This is a genomic window from Brenneria populi (genome assembly GCF_036016195.1).
GTDB lineage: Bacteria > Pseudomonadota > Gammaproteobacteria > Enterobacterales > Enterobacteriaceae > Brenneria > Brenneria populi.
Genome location: NZ_JAYWTM010000015.1, coordinates 1 through 19,705 on the forward strand (window position 1 = coordinate 1; position 19,705 = coordinate 19,705).

The window sequence follows — 19,705 nt, forward strand, 5'->3', positions numbered from 1 at the left end:
AACGGTGATCAGCGACTGCTCAGCTTCAACCTTGTCGCCTACCTTCACCAGCACTTCGGTGACTTCGACTTCGTCGCCGCCGATATCCGGCACGTTCACTTCTTTGGTCGCGGATGCCGCAGGGGCCGCGGCCGGCGCCGCTTCTTGCTTCTCTTGCGCTTTAGCGGGCGCGGACTCTGCCGCGCCGTCGGCGGAATCGAAGACCATGATCGGTGAGCCGGTTTCGACTTTGTCGCCGACGGAGACGTTGATCTCTTTCACCACGCCGGCCTGCGGAGAAGGCACTTCCATGGAAGCCTTGTCGCCTTCAACCGTGATCAGCGACTGTTCAGCTTCAACCTTGTCGCCCACTTTCACCAGCACTTCGGTGACTTCAACTTCATCTGCACCGATATCCGGTACGTTGATTTCGATAGCCATGTAATCTTTACCTCTTATGCCAGACGCGGGTTAACTTTATCTGCATCGATCTCGAATTTGGCGATCGCCTCTGCAACCACTTTCTTCTCGATTTCACCGCGTTTAGCCAGTTCACCCAGGGCCGCAACCACGACGTAAGACGCATCCACTTCAAAGTGGTGACGCAGGTTCTCGCGGCTGTCGGAACGACCGAAACCGTCGGTACCCAGTACGCGATAATCGCTGGCCGGGATGAAGCTGCGGATCTGCTCGGCAAACAGCTTCATATAGTCGGTGGACGCCACGGCCGGCGCATCGCTCAGAATCTGAGCCACGTAAGGCACGCGCGCTTCCTCGGTCGGGTGCAGCATATTCCAACGTTCGCAGTCCTGACCGTCGCGGGCCAGTTCGGTGAAGGACGTTACGCTGAAGACGTCGGAACCGATGCCGTAGTCTTTCGCCAGAATCTGCGCCGCTTCACGCACGTGACGCAGGATAGAGCCGGAGCCCAGCAGCTGCACTTTGCCTTTGCCGCCTTCCAGCGTTTCCAGTTTGTAGATACCTTTGCGGATACCCTCTTCCGCACCCTGCGGCATCGCAGGCATGTGGTAGTTTTCGTTCAGCGTGGTGATGTAGTAGTAAACATTTTCCTGCGCTTCGCCATACATACGATGCAGACCGTCATGCATGATGACGGCGACTTCGTAAGCATAGGCCGGGTCGTAAGAAATACAGTTCGGAATGGTCAGCGACTGAATGTGGCTGTGGCCGTCTTCGTGCTGCAAACCTTCGCCGTTCAGCGTAGTGCGGCCGGAAGTACCGCCAATCAGAAAGCCGCGCGCCTGCTGATCGCCCGCCGCCCAGCACAGGTCGCCGATACGCTGGAAGCCGAACATGGAGTAGTAGATATAGAACGGAATCATCGGCAGGTCGTTGGTGCTGTAGGACGTTGCCGCCGCCAGCCAGGACGAACCGGCGCCCAGTTCGTTGATCCCTTCCTGCAGGATCTGCCCCTTTTCATCTTCTTTATAGTAAGCGACCTGTTCGCGGTCCTGCGGGGTATATTGCTGACCGTTCGGGCTGTAAATCCCGATCTGGCGGAACAGACCTTCCATACCGAAGGTACGCGCTTCATCGGCGATAATCGGCACCAGACGATCTTTGATCGACTTATTCTTCAGCATCACGTTCAGGGCGCGAACGAAAGCGATGGTGGTGGAGATCTCTTTGTTCTGCTCTTCCAGCAGAGGAGCGAAATCTTCCAGCGTCGGCAGTTCCAACGTTTCGTTGAATCTGGTCTGGCGGGACGGCAGATAGCCTTCCAGCGCCTGACGACGCTCGTGCAGATATTTGTACTCCGCGGAATCTTTATCGAAGGTAATGAACGGCAGTTTTTCGATGCTTTCATCGCTGACCGGCACGTTGAAACGATCGCGGAAGTAGCGCACGCCCTCCATGTTGATTTTCTTAACCTGGTGGGCGATATTCTTGCCTTCGGCCGCTTCGCCCATACCATAACCTTTAATGGTATGCGCCAGAATAACAATCGGCTTGCCTTTGGTCTCCTGCGCTTTTTTCAGCGCGGCGTAGACTTTCTTCGGATCGTGTCCGCCGCGGTTCAGCGCCCAGATCTGATCGTCGGTCCAGTCTTTCACCAGCGCCGCGGTTTCCGGGTATTTACCGAAGAAGTGCTCGCGCACATAGGCGCCGCTTTTGGATTTGAACGTCTGATAGTCGCCGTCGACGGTTTCATTCATCAGTTGGATCAGTTTGCCGCTGGTGTCTTTACGCAGCAGTTCATCCCAGCGTCCGCCCCAGATAACTTTGATCACTTCCCAGCCGGCGCCGCCGAAGATGCCTTCCAGTTCGTTAATGATCTTGCCGTTGCCGGTAACCGGGCCGTCCAGACGCTGCAGGTTGCAGTTGATGACGAACACCAGGTTATCCAGTTTTTCGCGGGTCGCGATGGTGATGGCGCCCTTGGATTCCGGTTCATCCATTTCGCCGTCGCCCAGGAAAGCGTAAACGGTCTGTTTAGACGTATCTTTCAGACCACGGTGCTCCAGGTATTTCAGGAACTTAGCCTGATAGATGGCGCCAATCGGGCCTAGGCCCATGGAGACGGTCGGGAACTGCCAGAATTCCGGCATCAGTTTCGGGTGCGGGTAGGAAGAGAGCCCCTTGCCATGCACTTCCTGACGGAAGTTATTCATCTGTTCTTCGGTCAGGCGGCCTTCAAGGAAAGCGCGGGCATAAACGCCGGGAGAGATATGACCCTGGAAGTAAACCAGATCGCCGCCGTCTTGCGCGTTGCGCGCGCGGAAGAAGTGGTTGAAACAGACTTCATAGAAGGTGGCGGAAGACTGGAAAGAAGCCATGTGACCGCCCAGCTCCAGATCTTTTTTCGAAGCGCGCAGCACCGTCATGACCGCATTCCAGCGAATGGCTGAACGGATACGTCTTTCCAGATCCAGGTCGCCTGGGTACTCCGGTTCGTCTTCCACTGCGATGGTGTTGATGTATTGGCTTGCGCTACCGCCGGCGGCAACGCTGACTCCGCCTTTACGCGCTTCGCCCAGAACCTGATCAATCAGGAACTGAGCGCGCTCAACACCCTCTTCACGGATGACCGATTCGATCGCCTGCAGCCAGTCGCGGGTTTCGATCGGATCCACGTCATTATTTAAACGATCTGACATGGTTTTTCCTTATCTTCTCTAATAAGTTAGTTTGTTGGAGCCTGTCTTCCTGCATTCTGTGTCATCTGCCGCCGCAGGCAAAACGCATGAAGACAGGCTCATCGTCGTAGTCGCCGTATTCAGCGTCCCGAAACAAGAAGGGACGCTCAATCCTTGCGTTGCTGGAGCCGGCGTAATGACCTTTCTCGTCGGCTATTTTCCCGGTTAAGATCCAGCAATACTTCCTCAATAAACGCCAGATGACGATGTGATGCTTCGCGCGCCTTCTCAGGCTCGCGGGCGACAATCGCCTCAAAAATCCCGGCGCGATGAATGCTCACCTGCGCCAGCACTTCCCGGCTTAGATAAAGCAATTCAAAATTCTGTCTGACATTCTGTTCGAGCATCGGCCCCATGCAGCGCAGCAGGTGCAGCAGCACCACATTATGGGTCGCCTCTGTTACGGCTATCTGATACTGCATAACCGCTTCCGACTCCGCCGCCAGGTCGCCCGCCTCGCGGGTTTGCTGAATCACGGCATGGCACTCGCGGATACGTTGCAAATCCGACTCGGTTCCGCGCAGCGCGGCATAATAGGCGGCGATGCCTTCCAACGCGTGACGGGTCTCAAGCAGATCAAATTGTGATTCAGGATGATTGCTCAGTAAGGCGGCCAGCGGATCGCTGACGCTTTGCCAGAGATTGGCCTGTACGAAAGTGCCGCCGCCCTGACGGCGCAAAAGTAATCCTTTGGCCTCCAGACGCTGAATGGCTTCTCTCAGAGAAGGGCGGGAGACATCGAACTGTTTGGCCAGTTCACGCTCCGGAGGCAATTTCTCGCCGGGGCGCAACGTTCCCTCAAGGATCAGAAACTCCAGTTGCTGCTCAATCACATCTGACAGCTTGGGCTGACGGATCTTGCTGTATGCCATGGATTCATCTCTGCGAATGGCGCGGAGTCAATTGGTAATACCAATTTCAAAAACGTGACGCTAAAGTAACAAATTATTCACCTTCTGTCCATAAGGAGGTTGAGCAAAATCACCAATCTCCCCAGATTTTAACAAATGCGCGGGCAATGTAAGGAAAAGTGATAGTACACCGCAGGTATTACCATTAATCCGTCCGCCTTTGTTTTAACTTTCATGAAACGAAAATCAGGCAATGCTGAACCGTTTAAACTCCGATAAAAATCAATAAAAATTCATTTAATATGATTTTTTATTCAAATCAGCGGCGAAAAAAAACGATTATTGGCGCGCTCTTCGCCGCGCATTGGGCAAACGCGCGACGAAAAGGTAAAAAGAGAGGATAAAAAACGAAGGGCCAAAAATATTCTCTGACCATCGGGATAACCAGCCCATGCATGAGACATTGATGCAGTTATAATTTTTGTTTATGGGCCATCAAGAAATCAGTGCAATCTTTCCTGCTTGCCACTATTCTCTGACAAACGATAGCGATGTGGGAATAATAATTCTCGCCCTAGCGTAAAATAAAAATTACACAAACGTAACCGCATAAATACGCTGCGCTTTTCTGGGGGCAGTTGGTTTTTGTCAACAACGGCAAGAGGGTTAAATTAATGGATGGTCAACAACAGGACGGAACGTTAAAGCGTGGCTTAAAAAACCGTCATATTCAGTTGATTGCCCTGGGCGGCGCAGTGGGCACCGGGCTTTTTCTCGGCATTGCTCAGACGATCAAAATGGCCGGACCGTCGGTCATTTTGGGATACGCCATAGGCGGGCTGATCGCTTTTCTTATCATGCGCCAATTGGGAGAAATGGTGGTAGAGGAGCCGGTGGCCGGTTCTTTCAGCCATTTCGCTTATAAGTATTGGGGAAACTTTGCCGGCTTCGCCTCCGGCTGGAACTACTGGGTGCTCTATGTTCTGGTCGCCATGGCGGAACTTAGCGCCGTCGGCATTTACGTTCAGTACTGGTGGCCCGATATTCCCACCTGGGTTTCCGCCGCCGTTTTCTTCCTGGTGATCAACGCCATCAACCTGGCGAACGTCAAAATTTACGGCGAAATGGAGTTCTGGTTCGCCATCATTAAAGTGGCGGCGATTATCGGCATGATCGTGTTTGGCGGCTGGTTATTGATTAGCGGCGCCGGGGGTCCGGAAGCGACCGTCACCAACCTGTGGGCTCAGGGCGGCTTCTTCCCCAACGGCACCACCGGGCTGTTGATGGCGATGGCCGTGATCATGTTTTCGTTCGGGGGGCTGGAGCTGGTCGGTATCACCGCGGCGGAAGCGGATAATCCGGAGAAAAGCATTCCACGGGCGACGAATCAGGTTCTCTACCGTATCCTGATCTTCTATATCGGTTCGCTGACCATCCTGCTGTCGCTTTACCCGTGGGGGAAAGTGGTGGAAGGCGGCAGCCCCTTTGTCATGATCTTCCATGAGCTGAACAGCAACGTGGTGGCAACCGTACTGAACATCGTGGTTCTGACCGCGGCGCTGTCGGTGTACAACAGCTGCGTTTACTGCAACAGCCGTATGCTGTACGGCCTGGCGAATCAGGGCAATGGGCCCAAAGTGCTGAAAACGGTTGACGCTCGCGGCGTCCCCGTCGTGGCGATCGGCGTTTCCGCCCTGGCCACGGCGCTCTGCGTACTGATCAATTACCTGATCCCGGGCAAAGCGTTTGAATTACTGATGGCGCTGGTGGTCTCGGCGTTGGTGATAAACTGGGCCATGATCAGCCTTGCCCACCTGAAGTTCCGGGCCAAAAAGGACCACGAGGGAACGGTAACCCGGTTTAAGGCGCTGTTTTATCCGCTGGGCAACTATATTTGTCTGCTGTTCCTGGCCGGCATTCTGGTCATCATGTACCTGACGCCGGGCATTCGCATTTCAGTGATCCTGATACCGGTCTGGCTGGTTATTCTGGGAGTCGGTTATGCCGTGAAACGGAAAAATCAGGCGAACTAACTCATCTGAGTACCCGAAACGCATGGCCGGCAGCGCCGGCCATGCCGCCTCCCTCGCTTACACTAGCGCGCCGTAAATCGTCAGCAAAGCCACCACCACCACCAGCGTCAGCGTGACTTTTTTCGCCAGCGCCACCGCGGCCTTCGGCGTTTCAACCGGATCGATATGCGGCTCACGCGCCAGCGAGAACTGCGCCAGCTGCGTCAACACCCAATATTGCGAATTACGGTAGTCGCCAAGCGAGGCGAACCACGCCGGCAGCGCCTTCTCTCCGTGTCCCAACAAGGCATAAGCCGCGCCGGCCAGACGCACCGGGATCCAGTCAAGCCAGTGCAGCAATGCATCAACGCCCGACTGCGCGCGCGCCAGCGGCGTATGGTGGCGCGCCAACCAGGTCTGCCAAGCGCGTAAAAAAGCATAGCCGACTACGGCGACGGGGCCATAAGGCCCCGCCACGGTGAACCAAAACAGGGGAGCCAGATAAAAGCGAAAGTTAATCCATAGCAGCGCGTTCTGCAGCTCTTTTAGTCGTTCCTGCTCTCCCGCCTCTACGGGCAAACCGTGAATTAACGCCAGCTCCGACGCCATTTCCCGACTGGCGTCGGCGTCGCCGTTCTGAGCCGCCTGCAGATAGCGGCGATAGTGCCGACGAACGCTCCCGGCGCCGATGCACATCAGGCAGATAACCACCCACAGCAGCAATAGAATCAGGCCGAACAAGAGCCCCCCGGCCAGCCATAGCAGGACGGCCGCCGCGCCCATGCAGCACAGCGTCAGTAACAGCGTTTGCAATAAAGAGGGGGCGGAGAGACGGCGGAACACCGGTTCAAGGCGGTGATCCAATTGCCAATGCTCGCCCTGCTTGAATAAACGCTCCCACGCCAATACCAGCAGCAATGTAAACAACGTCATCGTTTTATACTCCCTGCGTTCTCTATCCGATTTTCCTGCAACAGGCGGTAATAGAAATCCCAGTCAAAAGCCGGTCCGGGATCGGTCTTACGTCCGGGGGCGATATCGCTGTGTCCGGTAATTCGCGACGGCGTAATCGGGTAAGCGTCGATCAGCAAGCGCGTTACCGCAACCAGCCGGGCGTACTGTTCAGTCGTAAAAGGTAACGTATCCGTTCCCTCCAACTCGATGCCGACGGAAAAATCGTTGCACCGCTCGCGCCCTTCAAACGCAGAAACGCCGGCGTGCCAGGCCCGCAGATGAAAAGGCACGTATTGAATGATTTCTCCATCCCGGCGAATCAGGCAGTGGGCGGAAACGCGTAAGTGATGGATGCCGGCGAAATAAGGGTGCGCGTCAGGATCCAGCGTCGCGGTAAACAGTTGGTCGATGTAAGGTCCGCCGAATTCGCCCGGCGGCAGGCTGATATTGTGGACCACCAGCAGAGAAGGAGGCTCGTCGTCGGGGCGACTATCGCAATGTGGGGAAGGAACCTGTTTTACTCCCGATAACCAGCCATTTTCCAAAAGCATCGCGATAACCTCGCATCATGTCGTTTGCCGGGCTGAATAAGGTACTGTTAATTGGAATAATGTTTAACCAGACCCCATCCGTCACGAATTATCCTGTATCCCAACATCATACCTGACCGACTGGATATAAACCCAATAGATTTATCGCCGGCCGCGCTATGCGCCCCAAAGGCGCAATTTGCGCGCCGGGCCGACAGGCTACCGTTCCGTCTGATGCCGTTCACTTTTGCCTCTTGATAATCAGCCCCCATCGCCCGCCGGCGGACGGAAAAAGTGCAAAAAACTGCTAATCACTTGAATTATAAATGTTATCTAATCTGGATACCCTAACTCAAACGGGGTAGCATAGGGCATTGGATCCCCCGTCGGAGCTTTTTGTGATGACAACGCGCCGCTACAGTCAGGAACAGCGTCAAACCGACCTGCTCAATCGTATTGCGCAGGATATTCCCGTCAGTGTTCAACTGGCATTGCGTGAGGACTTGGGCGGCGTCGCCGATGCCTCGCAAGATATTACCGCACGATTGTTACCGGATAATACTCAGACCCATGCCCGCGTGATTACCCGTGAAGCCGGTATATTCTGTGGCCGGCGCTGGCTTGAGGAGGTTTTCGCTCAGCTCGGCGGAGCCACGTCCATTGTCTGGGACGTTGCCGATGGCGACGTCATCGCGCCCAATCAAACCCTGTGCGAGATAACCGGCCCGGCCAAACAGCTCCTGACCGGGGAGCGCACCGCGCTGAATTTCCTGCAAACGCTGTCCGGCGTGGCGACGGAAGCGAGCCGTTACGTCGCGCTGCTGGCGGGCACCCGCACCCGGCTGCTCGACACGCGCAAAACGCTGCCGGGATTAAGAACCGCGCTGAAATACGCCGTGTCGTGCGGCGGCGGCGATAACCACCGTCTGGGCTTATCCGACGCTTTTCTGATAAAGGAAAACCATATCATCGCCGCGGGTTCAATCAGGCTGGCGGTGGAAAAAGCCTTTTTACTGCGCGACGATGTGCCGATAGAAGTGGAAGTGGAGTCGCTGGATGAGCTACGCCAAGCTCTGGATGCCGGCGCGGACATCATCATGCTGGATAACTTCAGCCTGGAGAAAATCCGCGAAGCGGTAAACATCGCCCGGGGACGAGCGCTACTGGAAATATCCGGCAATGTCACCATAGAGACGCTGCGCGATTATGCGCAAACCGGCGTGGACTATATCTCCGTCGGCGCGCTGACCAAGCACGTTCGCGCGCTGGATCTGTCGATGCGTTTTCTGTGAAAAAACGTCAAAGCCGCGCCTGCCGTCAATCGTTAATCCGGGCTTAAGATCCGTTAGTCCGATAACGCCCGCCGCACCCCAGGATGGCGCGGCCCTGATTTAGATTCGCCTCTGCTCTTTACGCTCTGCAGGACGCAAATACGCGCCCGATATTGCGAAACCGCGCGCAAAAATCATTTCATATTCAGCAAACCATAAAATTTTTTCCGCGCCCCATTCCCGCGTCAACCCGATGCTGTCGCCAACGACCAGCATGTTCCCTATCTTGTCGATACGCACCACACCACGGGAAAATAACATGAATAAACAACGGGGATTCACCCTGGTTGAACTGATGATCGTCATCGCGATCGTCGCCATCCTCAGCGCCATCGGCGTACCGGCCTATCAAGGCTATCTGCAAAAGGCCGCGATGACCGATATGCTGCAGACCATGGCGTCATATAAAACCGCCGTCGACCTCTGCGGGCTGGAAAATGCGGCCTTCTCAACCTGCAACGCGGGGAGCCAGGGCATTCCCGGCAGCCGGGCTTCACGCTATGTCAGTACGGTAGGCGTTAATCAGGGCGTCATCACCCTAACCGGACAGTCCACCCTACAGGGATTGAGCGTCGTGCTGACCCCCGTTTGGGACACGGACGCCGGCGCATCGCGCTGGACGAAAAATTGCGTTGCCGAGAGTAAAACAGACGGCCTGCAATCCGCCTGTCAGGATGTTTTCCGTTTTGACGACACGGCGGGTTAATGATGGCTGACGCGCAACATCTCGCCCATGAGCTGCAGATCCTGTGCCAGCGCTATCAGGCGTTACTCCTGAACATGGATGAACACAGCTTGTCGGTGGCGGTCCACGGCTCCCCCTCGGCGGAAATGCTCGCCGCTCTGCGTTTTGCCGGTAACCGTCAGATCTTAATTGAACAGTGGCCGCTGGCGAAGATGGAGCAACGGCTCAATCCGCTAAAAACCGTTGCGGAAGCGCCGGAGGATTACCACGCCGAACCGGAAGATCGCGGCAATGACGAAGATGCCCCGGCGGTTCACTTTATCAACCAAACCCTGCGCCTGGCGATTCAGCGTCGCGCATCCGATATTCATTTGGAGCCGTTGCCGACCTGCTGCCGCATCCGTTTACGCATTGACGGGGTATTACAGGAAATAGCGTCCCCCGCGGCCGAACTGACCGCGCGCATTACCGCCCGGCTGAAAATCATGGGCAGATTGAATATCGCGGAACGGCGGTTGCCGCAGGATGGACAATTCAGCATAACGCTGGACCAGCGGGTCTATTCGTTACGCATTGCGACCCTGCCCGTGCAATATGGCGAAAAAGTGGTGCTGCGTATCCTGCAAACGCAGCGGCAAGAGCTGGCGCTGGATAAGCTGGGGCTTGTCGAGAACGATTTGGCCCGGCTTACCGGGGTGCTCAGCCTGCCGCAGGGCATGATTCTGGTAACCGGCCCGACCGGAAGCGGTAAAACCGTCACGCTATACAGCGCCATTCGCTGGCTGAACGATGTCAGCCGCAATATCTGCAGCGTGGAGGATCCCATTGAAATCCCGCTGCCGGGGATCAATCAGACGGCGATCAACCCCAAAGCGGATCTGGACTTCAGCAGAATATTGCGCGCAATGCTGCGTCAGGATCCGGACGTCATTATGGTCGGCGAGATCCGCGATAGCGAAACCGCCGACATCGCCGTAAAGGCGGCGCAAACTGGCCATTTGGTTATGTCGACGCTGCATACCAACTCCGCGGTGGAAACGCTGACCCGGCTGCGCCACCTCGGCATTCCGGGCTATCTGATCGCCGCGGCCCTAAAGCTGGTGATATCCCAACGCCTGGTTCGTCGTCTGTGCCCCCATTGCAAAACGCCGGCCGAACCGCTTTCCCACCTGCCGGCGGAACTGTGGCGCGGCCCGCTAAGGCACTGGCAGGCCAAAGGCTGCGGTCACTGTTTGTCCGGTTATTATGACCGTATCGCCATCTATGAATTATTGGTGATAACTCCCGAGCTCCGGCAGGCGTTGGCCGATAATGCGAGTAATAGCCGGCTCACGCAACTCTCTCGCCAATCAGGTTCGCTTCCCCTTCTTGCAGCGGGTTTAGCGCGGGTCAATGAAGGCGTAACCTCAATAACGGAGATTTACCGCATCGTTGGCGCCGGCGCTCTCGGCCGGGAGGTGGCGTGATGAAATGGGAACGTCTCTATCACTGGCGGGCCATTACGCAGGAAGGCGCTTTGCTCCACGGGGAGATGATCGGCCGCCATCGAAAGCAGGCCTATAGCCGTTTGATCGTTCAGGGATATCAGCCCCTGTCATTGAAAACCGGCCAGTATCTGTCGCCGCGCTACTGGAGAGGAGAGCAGCTCAACGAACTCATCAAACAGTTAGCCATGCTGCTGCACGCGGGGCTTCCCTTGCTGGAGGCGCTTAAGCTGATGGCCGAACAGCATGAGCGTGCGGGCTGGCGTTGCGTCTTAAACGAAATCGGCGCGCAGATAGCCCAAGGGAAATCGCTGTCTGAAACGCTAACGGCGTATCCGCATATTTTCCCCATCATTTACCGTTCCCTGGTTGCCGTCGGCGAACTGACGGGAAACCTTGACGAATGCTGCCTGCAACTGGCCCGGCAACAGGAACGAAAATCCCGGCTACAACAAAAAGTCATGAAGGCGCTGCGCTACCCCTGTTTCGTATTGATCGTTGCCGCGCTGATCAGCGTATTGATGCTGACCCTGGTGTTACCGGAGTTTTCCCGCCTGTATGCCTCTTTCGAAACGCCACTCCCCTGGTTTACCCAACGGTTGCTGTCCCTGTCGCGAGGGTTCGCCGACCACGGCCCCACCGGCTTTATCCTCACATCGACCGCGGCGCTGGTCTATGTCAACTTACGCCAGCGCAGGCGCCGCTGGCGGGAAAAAGAGCAGGCGTGGCTACTCAGGTTGCCCGTCATCGCCAATCTGATTCGCGGCAACTGTCTGAGCCAGATATTTAATATACTGGCGATGACGCAGCGCGCGGGGCTGACGCTGCCGGCGGGGCTGGATGCCGCGGCGATGATCCATCACCCGGTTTACCAGCGCGCCATTCGGCAGATGCAAGTAGAGATTAACCAGGGCATTACGCTGAATCAGGCGACGCAACGCTATGCCGCCCTATTTCCGGAGCCTTGCCGGCAGTTGATCCGGGTCGGCGAGGAGACCGGGGAGTTGGATACGCAGTTTGCGCAGCTGGCCCAGTGGTACGAGAGAAAAACGCGGCAGCAGGCGCAGACGCTGATGCAAACGCTGGAACCTGTCATGATGCTGATTGTTGGGGGAATGGTGGGCGCTCTGGTCATCGGCATGTATTTGCCGATTTTTCAACTGGGCGGTGTATTGGCCGGAAACTAAGCCGGCCAATACGATCGCTTATCAGCGTCATAGTTGGCGCCGCCTCCATCAGGCTGCCGCGGGCCTCTTTTTACGGCAGCCGGAAGAGCGTAGGAAAATCAGCTATTGAAAACGCGGTTTTCCTGTTCGGCAACGCGAATAAACGTGGTGCGTTTCGTCAGCTCTTTCAAGCGGGAAGCGCCGACATAGGTACAGGCGGAACGCAATCCGCCCAGAATGTCGCGCACGGTGTCGTCAACCGGCCCGCGCAGCGGCAGTTTGACCGTTTTCCCTTCGGCCGCGCGATACTCGGCGACGCCCCCCACATGGCGCTCCATCGCAGAAGCCGAACTCATGCCGTAAAACAGCATCATTTTCTCGCCATTCTCTTCAACGATCGTGCCTTCGCACTCATCGTGCCCAGCCAGCATGCCGCCCAACATGACAAAATCCGCCCCGCCGCCAAAAGCCTTGGCGATATCGCCGGGAACGGAGCAACCGCCATCGCTGACGATCTGTCCGCCCAGGCCGTGCGCGGCGTCGGCGCACTCGATCACCGCGGACAATTGAGGATAGCCAACACCCGTTTTCACGCGGGTGGTGCAGACGGAGCCAGGGCCGATGCCGACCTTCACGATATCGGCGCCGGATAAAATCAGCTCTTCGACCATTTCCCCCGTCACCACATTGCCGGCGCAGATGACCTTATCAGGGCAGGCTTCGCGCGCTTTCTGCAGAAAGGTGACGAAGTGCTCCGAATAACCATTGGCGACGTCGATACAGATAAACTTCAGTTCCGGCGACAGCGCCAGAATCTGCTTCAGCTTAATAAAATCGGCTTCCGAGGTGCCGGTCGATACCATCACATGGCGCAGTACGGAGGCGGAGGTACGCCGCACGAAATCGCTCCACTGCTCCAGCGAATAGTGTTTGTGGACCGCCGTTAATACATCAAAGGATGCCAACGCTTCCGCCATACGGAACGTCCCGACGGTATCCATATTGGCGGCGATAATCGGTACGCCGGACCAGTCTCCCCCGGCGTGGAGAAACGTGAATTGACGCTCAAGCTCCACCTCCGAACGGCTTTTGAGAGTAGAACGTTTAGGTCGGATGAGGACGTCTTTAAAGCCTAACTTTAAATCTTCTTCGATACGCATGAGCTTTGGATTCCTGGTTAGCGGCGACGATTCGCAAAAATTGCGAGCAATAAGATTAATGCCATTCCCAGTGACGTTATCATACGCAGGAATAATCCTGCGGCAAGACTGCGAATTTACCTTCATTTGGGATAAAATTGGATAAATTTACCCATTAACTTTAAAAATCGGCATATGACCTATATCGTAGCCTTAACCGGCGGTATCGGCAGTGGGAAAAGCACGGTAGCCGATGAGTTTGCTAAACTTGGGGTAGCTATCGTTGATGCGGATATCATTGCGCGTCAGGTCGTTGAACCCGGAAAACCCGCGCTGGACGCCATTAAACGCCGATTCGGCGACCCTATTCTTAACGCCGATGGTTCTTTGAATCGTGCGGCGCTACGTCAAATAATCTTTTCCTCTCCGCAGGAGAAACAATGGGTGAATAATCTATTGCACCCATTAATCCATGCGGAAACGCGGTCTCAGATTCAAGCGTCGACCACGCCCTATGTATTGTGGGTGGTGCCATTACTGGTAGAGAACGGTTTACAACAGCATGCCCAGCGTGTTCTGGTTGTCGATGTGGACCGGAATACGCAGCTTGAACGCACCCAGGCCCGCGACGGCATTGGCCGTCAACAGGCTGAAAATATACTGGCGGCCCAGGCTACTCGCGAACAGCGCCTGGCTCACGCCGATGATATTATTGATAATAACCGTAGCCAAGGGGCGCTTGCTTCACGTGTTGCGCAATTGCACCGACACTATCTTGAGCTCGCCGCCTCAGCCGCTAACAGGATTACTAAAAATGAGTGACGCTTCCTCAACCGTTTTGTTTGAATATCCGCTAAACGAAAAAATGCGCACCTGGCTGCGTATTGAGTCGTTGTTGCAACAGCTGCATCACAACCACTCCCTGACCGACATGGGAAGCGCGTTGACATTCTTCCGCGCCATTGCCGATCTGATGGATATATTGGAACGCGGGGATGTTCGCGCCGAACTGTTGAAAGAGCTGGAGCGCCAGCAGCAGAAGCTACTGCAATGGAGCGATGTACCGGGTGTCGATATGGAGCGAATCCATTCTCTGCGCCAGCAGCTAAAAGAGCAGTCGACCGTCCTGATGGCCGCGCCGCGGATGGGACAAACACTGCGCGAAGATCGCCTGATCGCCATGGTTCGCCAGCGGCTCAGCATCCCGGGAGGCTGCTGCAGTTTCGACCTGCCGACCCTGCATATCTGGCTGTATCAGCCACAGGATCAGCGCGAACGGCTCGTCGCCGGCTGGCTCGATTCGCTCACGCCGTTGAAAAAATCGCTGACCATGATACTGGAGCTGATCCGCCATTCCGCGGCTTTTCGCCCGCAGATTAGTCTCAACGGCTTCTTCCAGGACAACGCGTCGGACGCCGATCTTTTGCGCCTGCGTATCGATTTGGCCTATCAACTTTACCCGCAAATTTCTGGTCATAAAACGCGCTACGCCATCCGTTTTCTATCGTTGGATAGCGAGAATGGGCAAATTCCGCCGCGCCTGACGTTTGAGCTGGCCTGCTGTTAAAAGCGGATGAGTAAATAATAATAAGTTAGATTATCCCCGATGGATTTCAGGCGGCGGTCCCATTGGGGCTGCAACCCAACCCCCTGAAAGCCGTAGGGCAGAAAAGATATAGGAGAACCCCATGGGTAACGAGGTAACCATCGTAAAATGTCCGACCTGCAAAAAATCGGTCGAATGGAGTGAAAAAAGTCTTTATCGCCCGTTTTGCAGCAAACGCTGCCAGCTTATCGATCTGGGGGAATGGGCCGATGAGGAAAAGCGCATCCCCAGCGACGATATCATTTCAGACAGCGAAGAGTGGAGCGAATCCCATCGCTAGGCCCGCAGGCCCGGCGACGGCCGTTTTTCAGCCGCTTTTTTCAACCGTTAATTAGCCTTCAACCAGCGGATCATTTCCGCATTCGCTGGCGGGAATTCATCCTCTAACAGCTCATCAACCCGCAGCCAGCGAGAGGCCTGCCCTTCGCGACCGTACGGCTCGCCCCGCCAGTGCTCCACCAGGAAAAAATGCAGCGTTATCACGCGTTCCAGCGTGGAGAACGTTTTATCGCCCAGCGGCTGCGGGTTTTCAGCCTCAATGCTCGTTTCCTCGCGCAGCTCACGAATCAGCGCCTGCTCCGGCGTTTCGCCGGCTTCGACTTTCCCGCCCGGGAACTCCCACATGCCGGCCATATGGACGCCGGCCGGTCGGCGGGCAATAAAGAACTTTTGCTCGGCATTGCGAATAATACCCACCGCAACGGATAACCGTTTTTGATCCATGGTACGTCCTATCAAATAAAAGGCGGTCTAGCACCGCCTGAGGTTGCTGACAAACCCGTCTGTCGGATCGAGATACACGGGGCGACTACGGGGATGAGGCGTCCCTGTGGGAACCTCCCCTCGTGTTTCCCCTAATATCTGACTTGGTCATCAGTCTGGGGCGGTATAGCACCGCCTTTATTTATTACTCAGTTTATGTCGATTACTTCTGTAAACGGCCGTGGCACTGCTTATATTTCTTCCCTGAACCGCAAGGACAGGGATCGTTACGGCCGATCTTGCGCTCCGCCTGAACCGGCATGCCGGCGCCGGTAGCCGAGGCGGCTTCATCCTGATGGCTCAGTTGCTGCTGGCGAGCCAGGCGTTCCGCTTCCTCGCGGCGCTGCTGTTCCAGCGCTTCGATCTCTTCCGGCATGCGAACCTGCACCTTGCTCAGCGTGCTGATCACTTCATATTTCAGCGATTCAAGCATGGCGGCGAACATGGAGAAAGACTCGCGTTTATACTCCTGCTTGGGATCTTTTTGCGCATAGCCGCGCAGGTGAATCCCCTGGCGCAGATAGTCCATCGCCGCCAAATGCTCTTTCCATAGGGAGTCCAGCGTTTGCAGCATGACGCCTTTCTCAAAGTTGCGCATCACCTCGCTGCCCACAATCTCTTCTTTGCGCTGATAAACTTCAATCGCCTGCTGTAAGATACGCTCACGCAGCGTTTCTTCATGCAGCTCCGGCTCTTTATCCAGCCACTCTTTAATGGGCATATCCAGATCGAAGTCGTTTTTCAAGCGCTGTTCCAGACCTTCGATATCCCACATCTCCTCCAGCGACTGCGGCGGAATGCAGCTGTCGATCGCCACCTTGAACACGTCTTCGCGAATGCTGTTAATGGTTTCACTAATATCGGAAACATCCAGCAGTTCGTTACGCTGAGAGTAAATCGCCCGACGCTGATCGTTGGCGACGTCGTCATACTCAAGCAATTGCTTACGAATATCAAAGTTACGGCTTTCCACCTTACGCTGCGCGTTGGCGATCGCCTTGGTTACCCAAGGGTGCTCAATCGCCTCGCCGGGTTTCATACCCAGCTTACGCATCATGTTGGAGACGCGGTCGGAAGCAAAAATACGCATCAGCGCATCTTCCATCGACAGATAGAAACGGGAAGAGCCCGCGTCCCCCTGACGACCGGAACGACCGCGAAGCTGGTTATCGATACGGCGCGATTCATGGCGTTCGGTGCCGATAATATGCAGGCCGCCCGCCGCCAACACCGCATCATGACGTTTCTGCCATGCCGCCTTAATTTCGGCGATTTGCGCTTCATCCGGGTTTTCCAGCCGGGCGATCTCCGTCTGCCAACTGCCGCCCAAGACGATATCCGTACCGCGGCCGGCCATATTGGTGGCGATGGTAACCGCGCCGGATTGACCGGCCTGCGCGATGATATCCGCCTCCATGGCGTGGAATTTGGCGTTCAACACATTGTGCTTGATGCCGGCCTTTTCCAGCGCCTGCGAAACCACTTCCGACTTCTCGATGGAAATCGTCCCCACCAGCACCGGCTGTCCTTTCCCCGCGCGCTCTTTGATATCTTCAATGATGGCGTCGATTTTTTCATGTTCCGTCATATAGACCAGGTCCGGCAGATCTTTACGGATCATCGGACGGTTGGTCGGAACAACGATGGTATCCAGCTTATAGATCGAGCTGAATTCAAAGGCTTCCGTATCCGCCGTACCGGTCATCCCGGCCAGTTTTTCATACAGACGGAAGTAATTCTGGAAGGTGATTGACGCTAACGTCTGGTTTTCATTCTGAATAGCGACGTTTTCTTTCGCTTCCACCGCCTGATGTAAACCATCGGACCAACGGCGCCCCTGCATGGTACGCCCGGTGTGCTCGTCGACGATGATCACTTCGCCGTCTTTTACGATGTAATCCACATCGCGGGTGAACAGCACATGCGCGCGCAGCGCGGCGGTGACGTGGTGCATCAGCATAATATTGGCCGGCGAATAGAGCGATTCGCCCTCATCCATAATGCCTTCTTTCACCAACAGCTCTTCCACCAGCACCAGACCGCGTTCGGTCAGGTTAACCTGGCGTGATTTTTCATCAACCGAGAAGTGGCCCTCGCCATGGAAGGTATCCGAATCCTCTTTCTCCTGACGGATCAGATGAGGGATAATTTTGTTGACGCGAATATAGAGCTCGGAGCTATCTTCGGCCGGGCCGGAGATAATCAGCGGCGTACGCGCTTCATCGATCAGAATGGAGTCGACTTCATCCACCAGCGCGTAATACAGTTTACGCTGTACGCGTTCTTCCGGGCTGAAGGCCATGTTGTCGCGCAGATAGTCAAAACCGTATTCGTTGTTGGTGCCGTAAGTAATATCAGCGGCATAGGCCTCACGTTTAGCCGGCGCCGGCATGCCCGGCAGGTTAATCCCCACCGTCAGGCCGAGAAACTCAAACAGCGGACGGTTATTTTCCGCATCGCGCTGCGCCAGATAGTCGTTCACCGTCACCACATGGACGCCGCGGCCGGTCAACGCATTAAGATAGGCGGGCAGCGTCGCCGTCAGCGTTTTACCTTCGCCGGTACGCATTTCGGCGATACAGCGCTCATTCAATACCATCCCGCCGAGTAGCTGAACGTCGAAGTGACGCATGCCGAACACGCGCTTACTGGATTCACGCACCACGGCGAACGCCTCAGGCAGCAGGCTATCCAACGATTCGCCTTTTTTCAGGCGCTCGCGGAATTCATGGGTCTTGGCCGCCAGCTCATCGTCCGACAGCTTTTCCATATCAGGTTCCAGACGATTAATAACATCAACTTTCTTGCGCATGCGGCGCAGGGTGCGATCGTTACGGCTACCAAAAATTTTAGTTAATATATTCAAGGCCATAATAAATTTAATCTCATAAACGCCACTCATCCAGTGGCTGCACAACATCAGAAAACTGGGGAAAGGTCCTACAGCATTTAATTAAGCATCAATATGTTTCAACTGTGGGAATAGGGTCCGGCGCGGATGCCGCGAACCTGAGCCAGCCAGATCCCGGTCTGATGATGCGTTAAGGGAAAAACGGAGGTTCGCCCTGTCAGGCGAATAATGGCGGGCGGCTTCTCTTCGCGCGTTAACAGCGCGTTCAGCGTATCCAGCAATACCAGCGAGTGCGAAGGTAAGTCATCAACCTGCCGCGCGTTTATCTGCTGCGGAGCGGTCAATGCGAAAGAGAGGTGACGGATTACCGTGCGGATGGCATGCTGATGCCAGTAGTCCACGCCAAAAGAGGAGCGGCGGTGCGCTTCCTTAAGCGCCACTAAATCGGTAAGGCTGAGCGATACGCTGTTCTGACGGCTGACGCTGGAGGATGCGTCGGGTAGCGGAGCCACCTTCTGCGAGGCATTCAGGCCGTTGGGCAGGCCGAAACTCGCCGCGACCATCCCCAAAAGGAGATGCGGCCAGAAATAACGTCTGCCAAATTGTCGCCAACGATTTAGAATACCGATCACTAGTTTAACGTCCGTCGGAGCCTGATTTATGCGTGATAGCCGCCCACAATCACTGGAATCCCTATTTGATAGCGCATCGGCCGCGGGTTCCGGCCCGCTGCGTGATGTGCAGCAGCGCGCTATCGCATTATTAAAACTTAACCGGGCGGTACGTGGAATTCTTCCCGCGCAGTTACACCCCTGGTGCCGCGTCGCCAACTATCGGCAGGGGCTGCTGGTTTTGGAAACCGCCAACGCTAACTGGCTGATGCGGTTACGTTATGAACAGCCGGCGTTACTCTCTGCATTACGCGCCCAAATATTACCATCATTAGCTTCGATCGACATCAGGATTAATCCGGCGCTCGCCGCAAAAGGACAGGAAATGGTGAAAAAGAGCGAGATCGCCGCGCCTGACCAGGCGGAGCAAAAGCCATTACGTCAGTTGAGCGAGCAAAGCGCGGAAACATTAAGAGGTTTGGCGAGCCACAGCCCGGAAAGATTACGCAAAATACTAGAACGACTGGCCTCACTGGCCGGAGAGAGTACCAGTAAAACCAGTCGTAATAAGAAATAACGACTTAAG

The 19,705-nt window shown here is 55.6% G+C and carries 19 protein-coding genes; 9 read left to right on the forward strand and 10 right to left on the reverse strand.

Going from position 1 to position 19,705, the window contains the following annotated elements; translation table 11 throughout:
• The 3 genes from VSX58_RS14865 to pdhR all read right to left on the reverse strand — a co-directional run.
• On the reverse strand, positions 1–420 hold a 420-nt coding region (locus tag VSX58_RS14865; protein WP_327618779.1), incomplete at its 3' end, for a biotin/lipoyl-containing protein.
• Between the two features lie 14 nt (positions 421–434).
• Positions 435–3,098, reverse strand: coding sequence for a pyruvate dehydrogenase (acetyl-transferring), homodimeric type (gene aceE, locus VSX58_RS14870; RefSeq protein ID WP_327618780.1), 2,664 nt, complete (start codon positions 3,096–3,098; stop codon positions 435–437).
• Positions 3,099–3,244: 146 nt separating this feature from the next.
• Positions 3,245–4,009, reverse strand: a complete 765-nt coding sequence (pdhR, locus tag VSX58_RS14875) for a pyruvate dehydrogenase complex transcriptional repressor PdhR (RefSeq protein WP_327612115.1) — start codon at positions 4,007–4,009, stop codon at positions 3,245–3,247.
• Between the two features lie 653 nt (positions 4,010–4,662).
• On the opposite strand from pdhR, the gene VSX58_RS14880 reads away from it, so the two are divergent.
• Positions 4,663–6,021: an amino acid permease gene (locus tag VSX58_RS14880; RefSeq protein WP_327618781.1), complete on the forward strand. Its 1,359-nt coding sequence runs from the start codon at positions 4,663–4,665 to the stop codon at positions 6,019–6,021.
• A 57-nt stretch (positions 6,022–6,078) separates the two neighbouring features.
• Here VSX58_RS14880 and ampE read toward each other — a convergent pair whose 3' ends face one another.
• Together ampE and ampD are read right to left on the reverse strand one after the other, a co-directional pair.
• Positions 6,079–6,933: a beta-lactamase regulator AmpE gene (ampE, locus tag VSX58_RS14885; protein ID WP_327612117.1), complete on the reverse strand. Its 855-nt coding sequence runs from the start codon at positions 6,931–6,933 to the stop codon at positions 6,079–6,081.
• Entirely contained in the window at positions 6,930–7,505 is a 576-nt protein-coding gene (gene ampD / locus VSX58_RS14890) for a 1,6-anhydro-N-acetylmuramyl-L-alanine amidase AmpD (RefSeq protein ID WP_327612118.1), read from the reverse strand. Before ampD ends, ampE begins: the two co-directional genes overlap by 4 nt.
• Positions 7,506–7,885: 380 nt before the next feature.
• Here ampD and nadC point away from each other — a divergent pair, with 380 nt between their 5' ends.
• A complete protein-coding gene (gene nadC, locus VSX58_RS14895; RefSeq protein WP_327618909.1) occupies positions 7,886–8,776 on the forward strand; it encodes a carboxylating nicotinate-nucleotide diphosphorylase in 891 nt (296 codons plus the stop codon).
• 99 nt (positions 8,777–8,875) lie between these two features.
• Here the strand turns inward: nadC and VSX58_RS14900 are convergent, their stop codons facing one another.
• The gene (locus VSX58_RS14900; RefSeq protein WP_327618782.1) at positions 8,876–9,076 is read right to left on the reverse strand and encodes a hypothetical protein; all 201 of its coding nucleotides are present in this window, start codon (positions 9,074–9,076) and stop codon (positions 8,876–8,878) included.
• On the opposite strand from VSX58_RS14900, the gene ppdD reads away from it, so the two are divergent.
• Genes ppdD through hofC form a run of 3 tightly spaced genes read left to right on the forward strand, consistent with a single transcriptional unit; the run spans position 9,075 to position 12,171 of the window.
• Positions 9,075–9,521 (forward strand): prepilin peptidase-dependent pilin, encoded by a 447-nt coding sequence (ppdD, locus tag VSX58_RS14905; protein WP_327618783.1) that lies wholly within the window; start codon positions 9,075–9,077, stop codon positions 9,519–9,521. The genes VSX58_RS14900 and ppdD overlap by 2 nt on opposite strands.
• The gene (gene gspE, locus VSX58_RS14910) at positions 9,521–10,966 is read left to right on the forward strand and encodes a type II secretion system protein GspE (RefSeq protein WP_407654877.1); all 1,446 of its coding nucleotides are present in this window, start codon (positions 9,521–9,523) and stop codon (positions 10,964–10,966) included. The genes ppdD and gspE overlap by 1 nt, the downstream gene beginning before the upstream one ends.
• On the forward strand, positions 10,966–12,171 hold the full coding sequence (hofC, locus tag VSX58_RS14915) for a protein transport protein HofC (protein ID WP_327618784.1): 1,206 nt from the start codon (positions 10,966–10,968) through the stop codon (positions 12,169–12,171). Before gspE ends, hofC begins: the two co-directional genes overlap by 1 nt.
• 98 nt (positions 12,172–12,269) lie before the next feature.
• Here the strand turns inward: hofC and VSX58_RS14920 are convergent, their stop codons facing one another.
• On the reverse strand, positions 12,270–13,310 hold the full coding sequence (locus tag VSX58_RS14920; protein WP_327618785.1) for a GMP reductase: 1,041 nt from the start codon (positions 13,308–13,310) through the stop codon (positions 12,270–12,272).
• Positions 13,311–13,484: 174 nt separating this feature from the next.
• On the opposite strand from VSX58_RS14920, the gene coaE reads away from it, so the two are divergent.
• The 3 genes from coaE (at position 13,485) to yacG (ending at position 15,175) form a co-directional block, all read left to right on the forward strand.
• Positions 13,485–14,111, forward strand: a complete 627-nt coding sequence (gene coaE / locus VSX58_RS14925) for a dephospho-CoA kinase (protein ID WP_327618786.1) — start codon at positions 13,485–13,487, stop codon at positions 14,109–14,111.
• Complete coding sequence (gene zapD, locus VSX58_RS14930; RefSeq protein ID WP_327618787.1) at positions 14,104–14,856, forward strand: cell division protein ZapD; 753 nt, start codon at positions 14,104–14,106, stop codon at positions 14,854–14,856. Before coaE ends, zapD begins: the two co-directional genes overlap by 8 nt.
• A 121-nt stretch (positions 14,857–14,977) precedes the next feature.
• The gene (yacG, locus tag VSX58_RS14935; protein WP_327618788.1) at positions 14,978–15,175 is read left to right on the forward strand and encodes a DNA gyrase inhibitor YacG; all 198 of its coding nucleotides are present in this window, start codon (positions 14,978–14,980) and stop codon (positions 15,173–15,175) included.
• A 47-nt stretch (positions 15,176–15,222) separates the two neighbouring features.
• Here the strand turns inward: yacG and mutT are convergent, their stop codons facing one another.
• The 3 genes from mutT to secM all read right to left on the reverse strand — a co-directional run bounded on the left by mutT (position 15,223) and on the right by secM (position 19,140).
• On the reverse strand, positions 15,223–15,618 hold the full coding sequence (gene mutT, locus VSX58_RS14940; RefSeq protein ID WP_327618789.1) for an 8-oxo-dGTP diphosphatase MutT: 396 nt from the start codon (positions 15,616–15,618) through the stop codon (positions 15,223–15,225).
• A 202-nt stretch (positions 15,619–15,820) separates the two neighbouring features.
• The gene (gene secA / locus VSX58_RS14945; protein ID WP_327618790.1) at positions 15,821–18,529 is read right to left on the reverse strand and encodes a preprotein translocase subunit SecA; all 2,709 of its coding nucleotides are present in this window, start codon (positions 18,527–18,529) and stop codon (positions 15,821–15,823) included.
• Between the two features lie 98 nt (positions 18,530–18,627).
• A complete protein-coding gene (secM, locus tag VSX58_RS14950) occupies positions 18,628–19,140 on the reverse strand; it encodes a secA translation cis-regulator SecM (protein ID WP_327618791.1) in 513 nt (170 codons plus the stop codon).
• A 28-nt stretch (positions 19,141–19,168) separates the two neighbouring features.
• Here secM and VSX58_RS14955 point away from each other — a divergent pair, with 28 nt between their 5' ends.
• Complete coding sequence (locus tag VSX58_RS14955; protein ID WP_327618792.1) at positions 19,169–19,696, forward strand: DUF721 domain-containing protein; 528 nt, start codon at positions 19,169–19,171, stop codon at positions 19,694–19,696.
• Positions 19,697–19,705 lie beyond the last annotated feature (9 nt).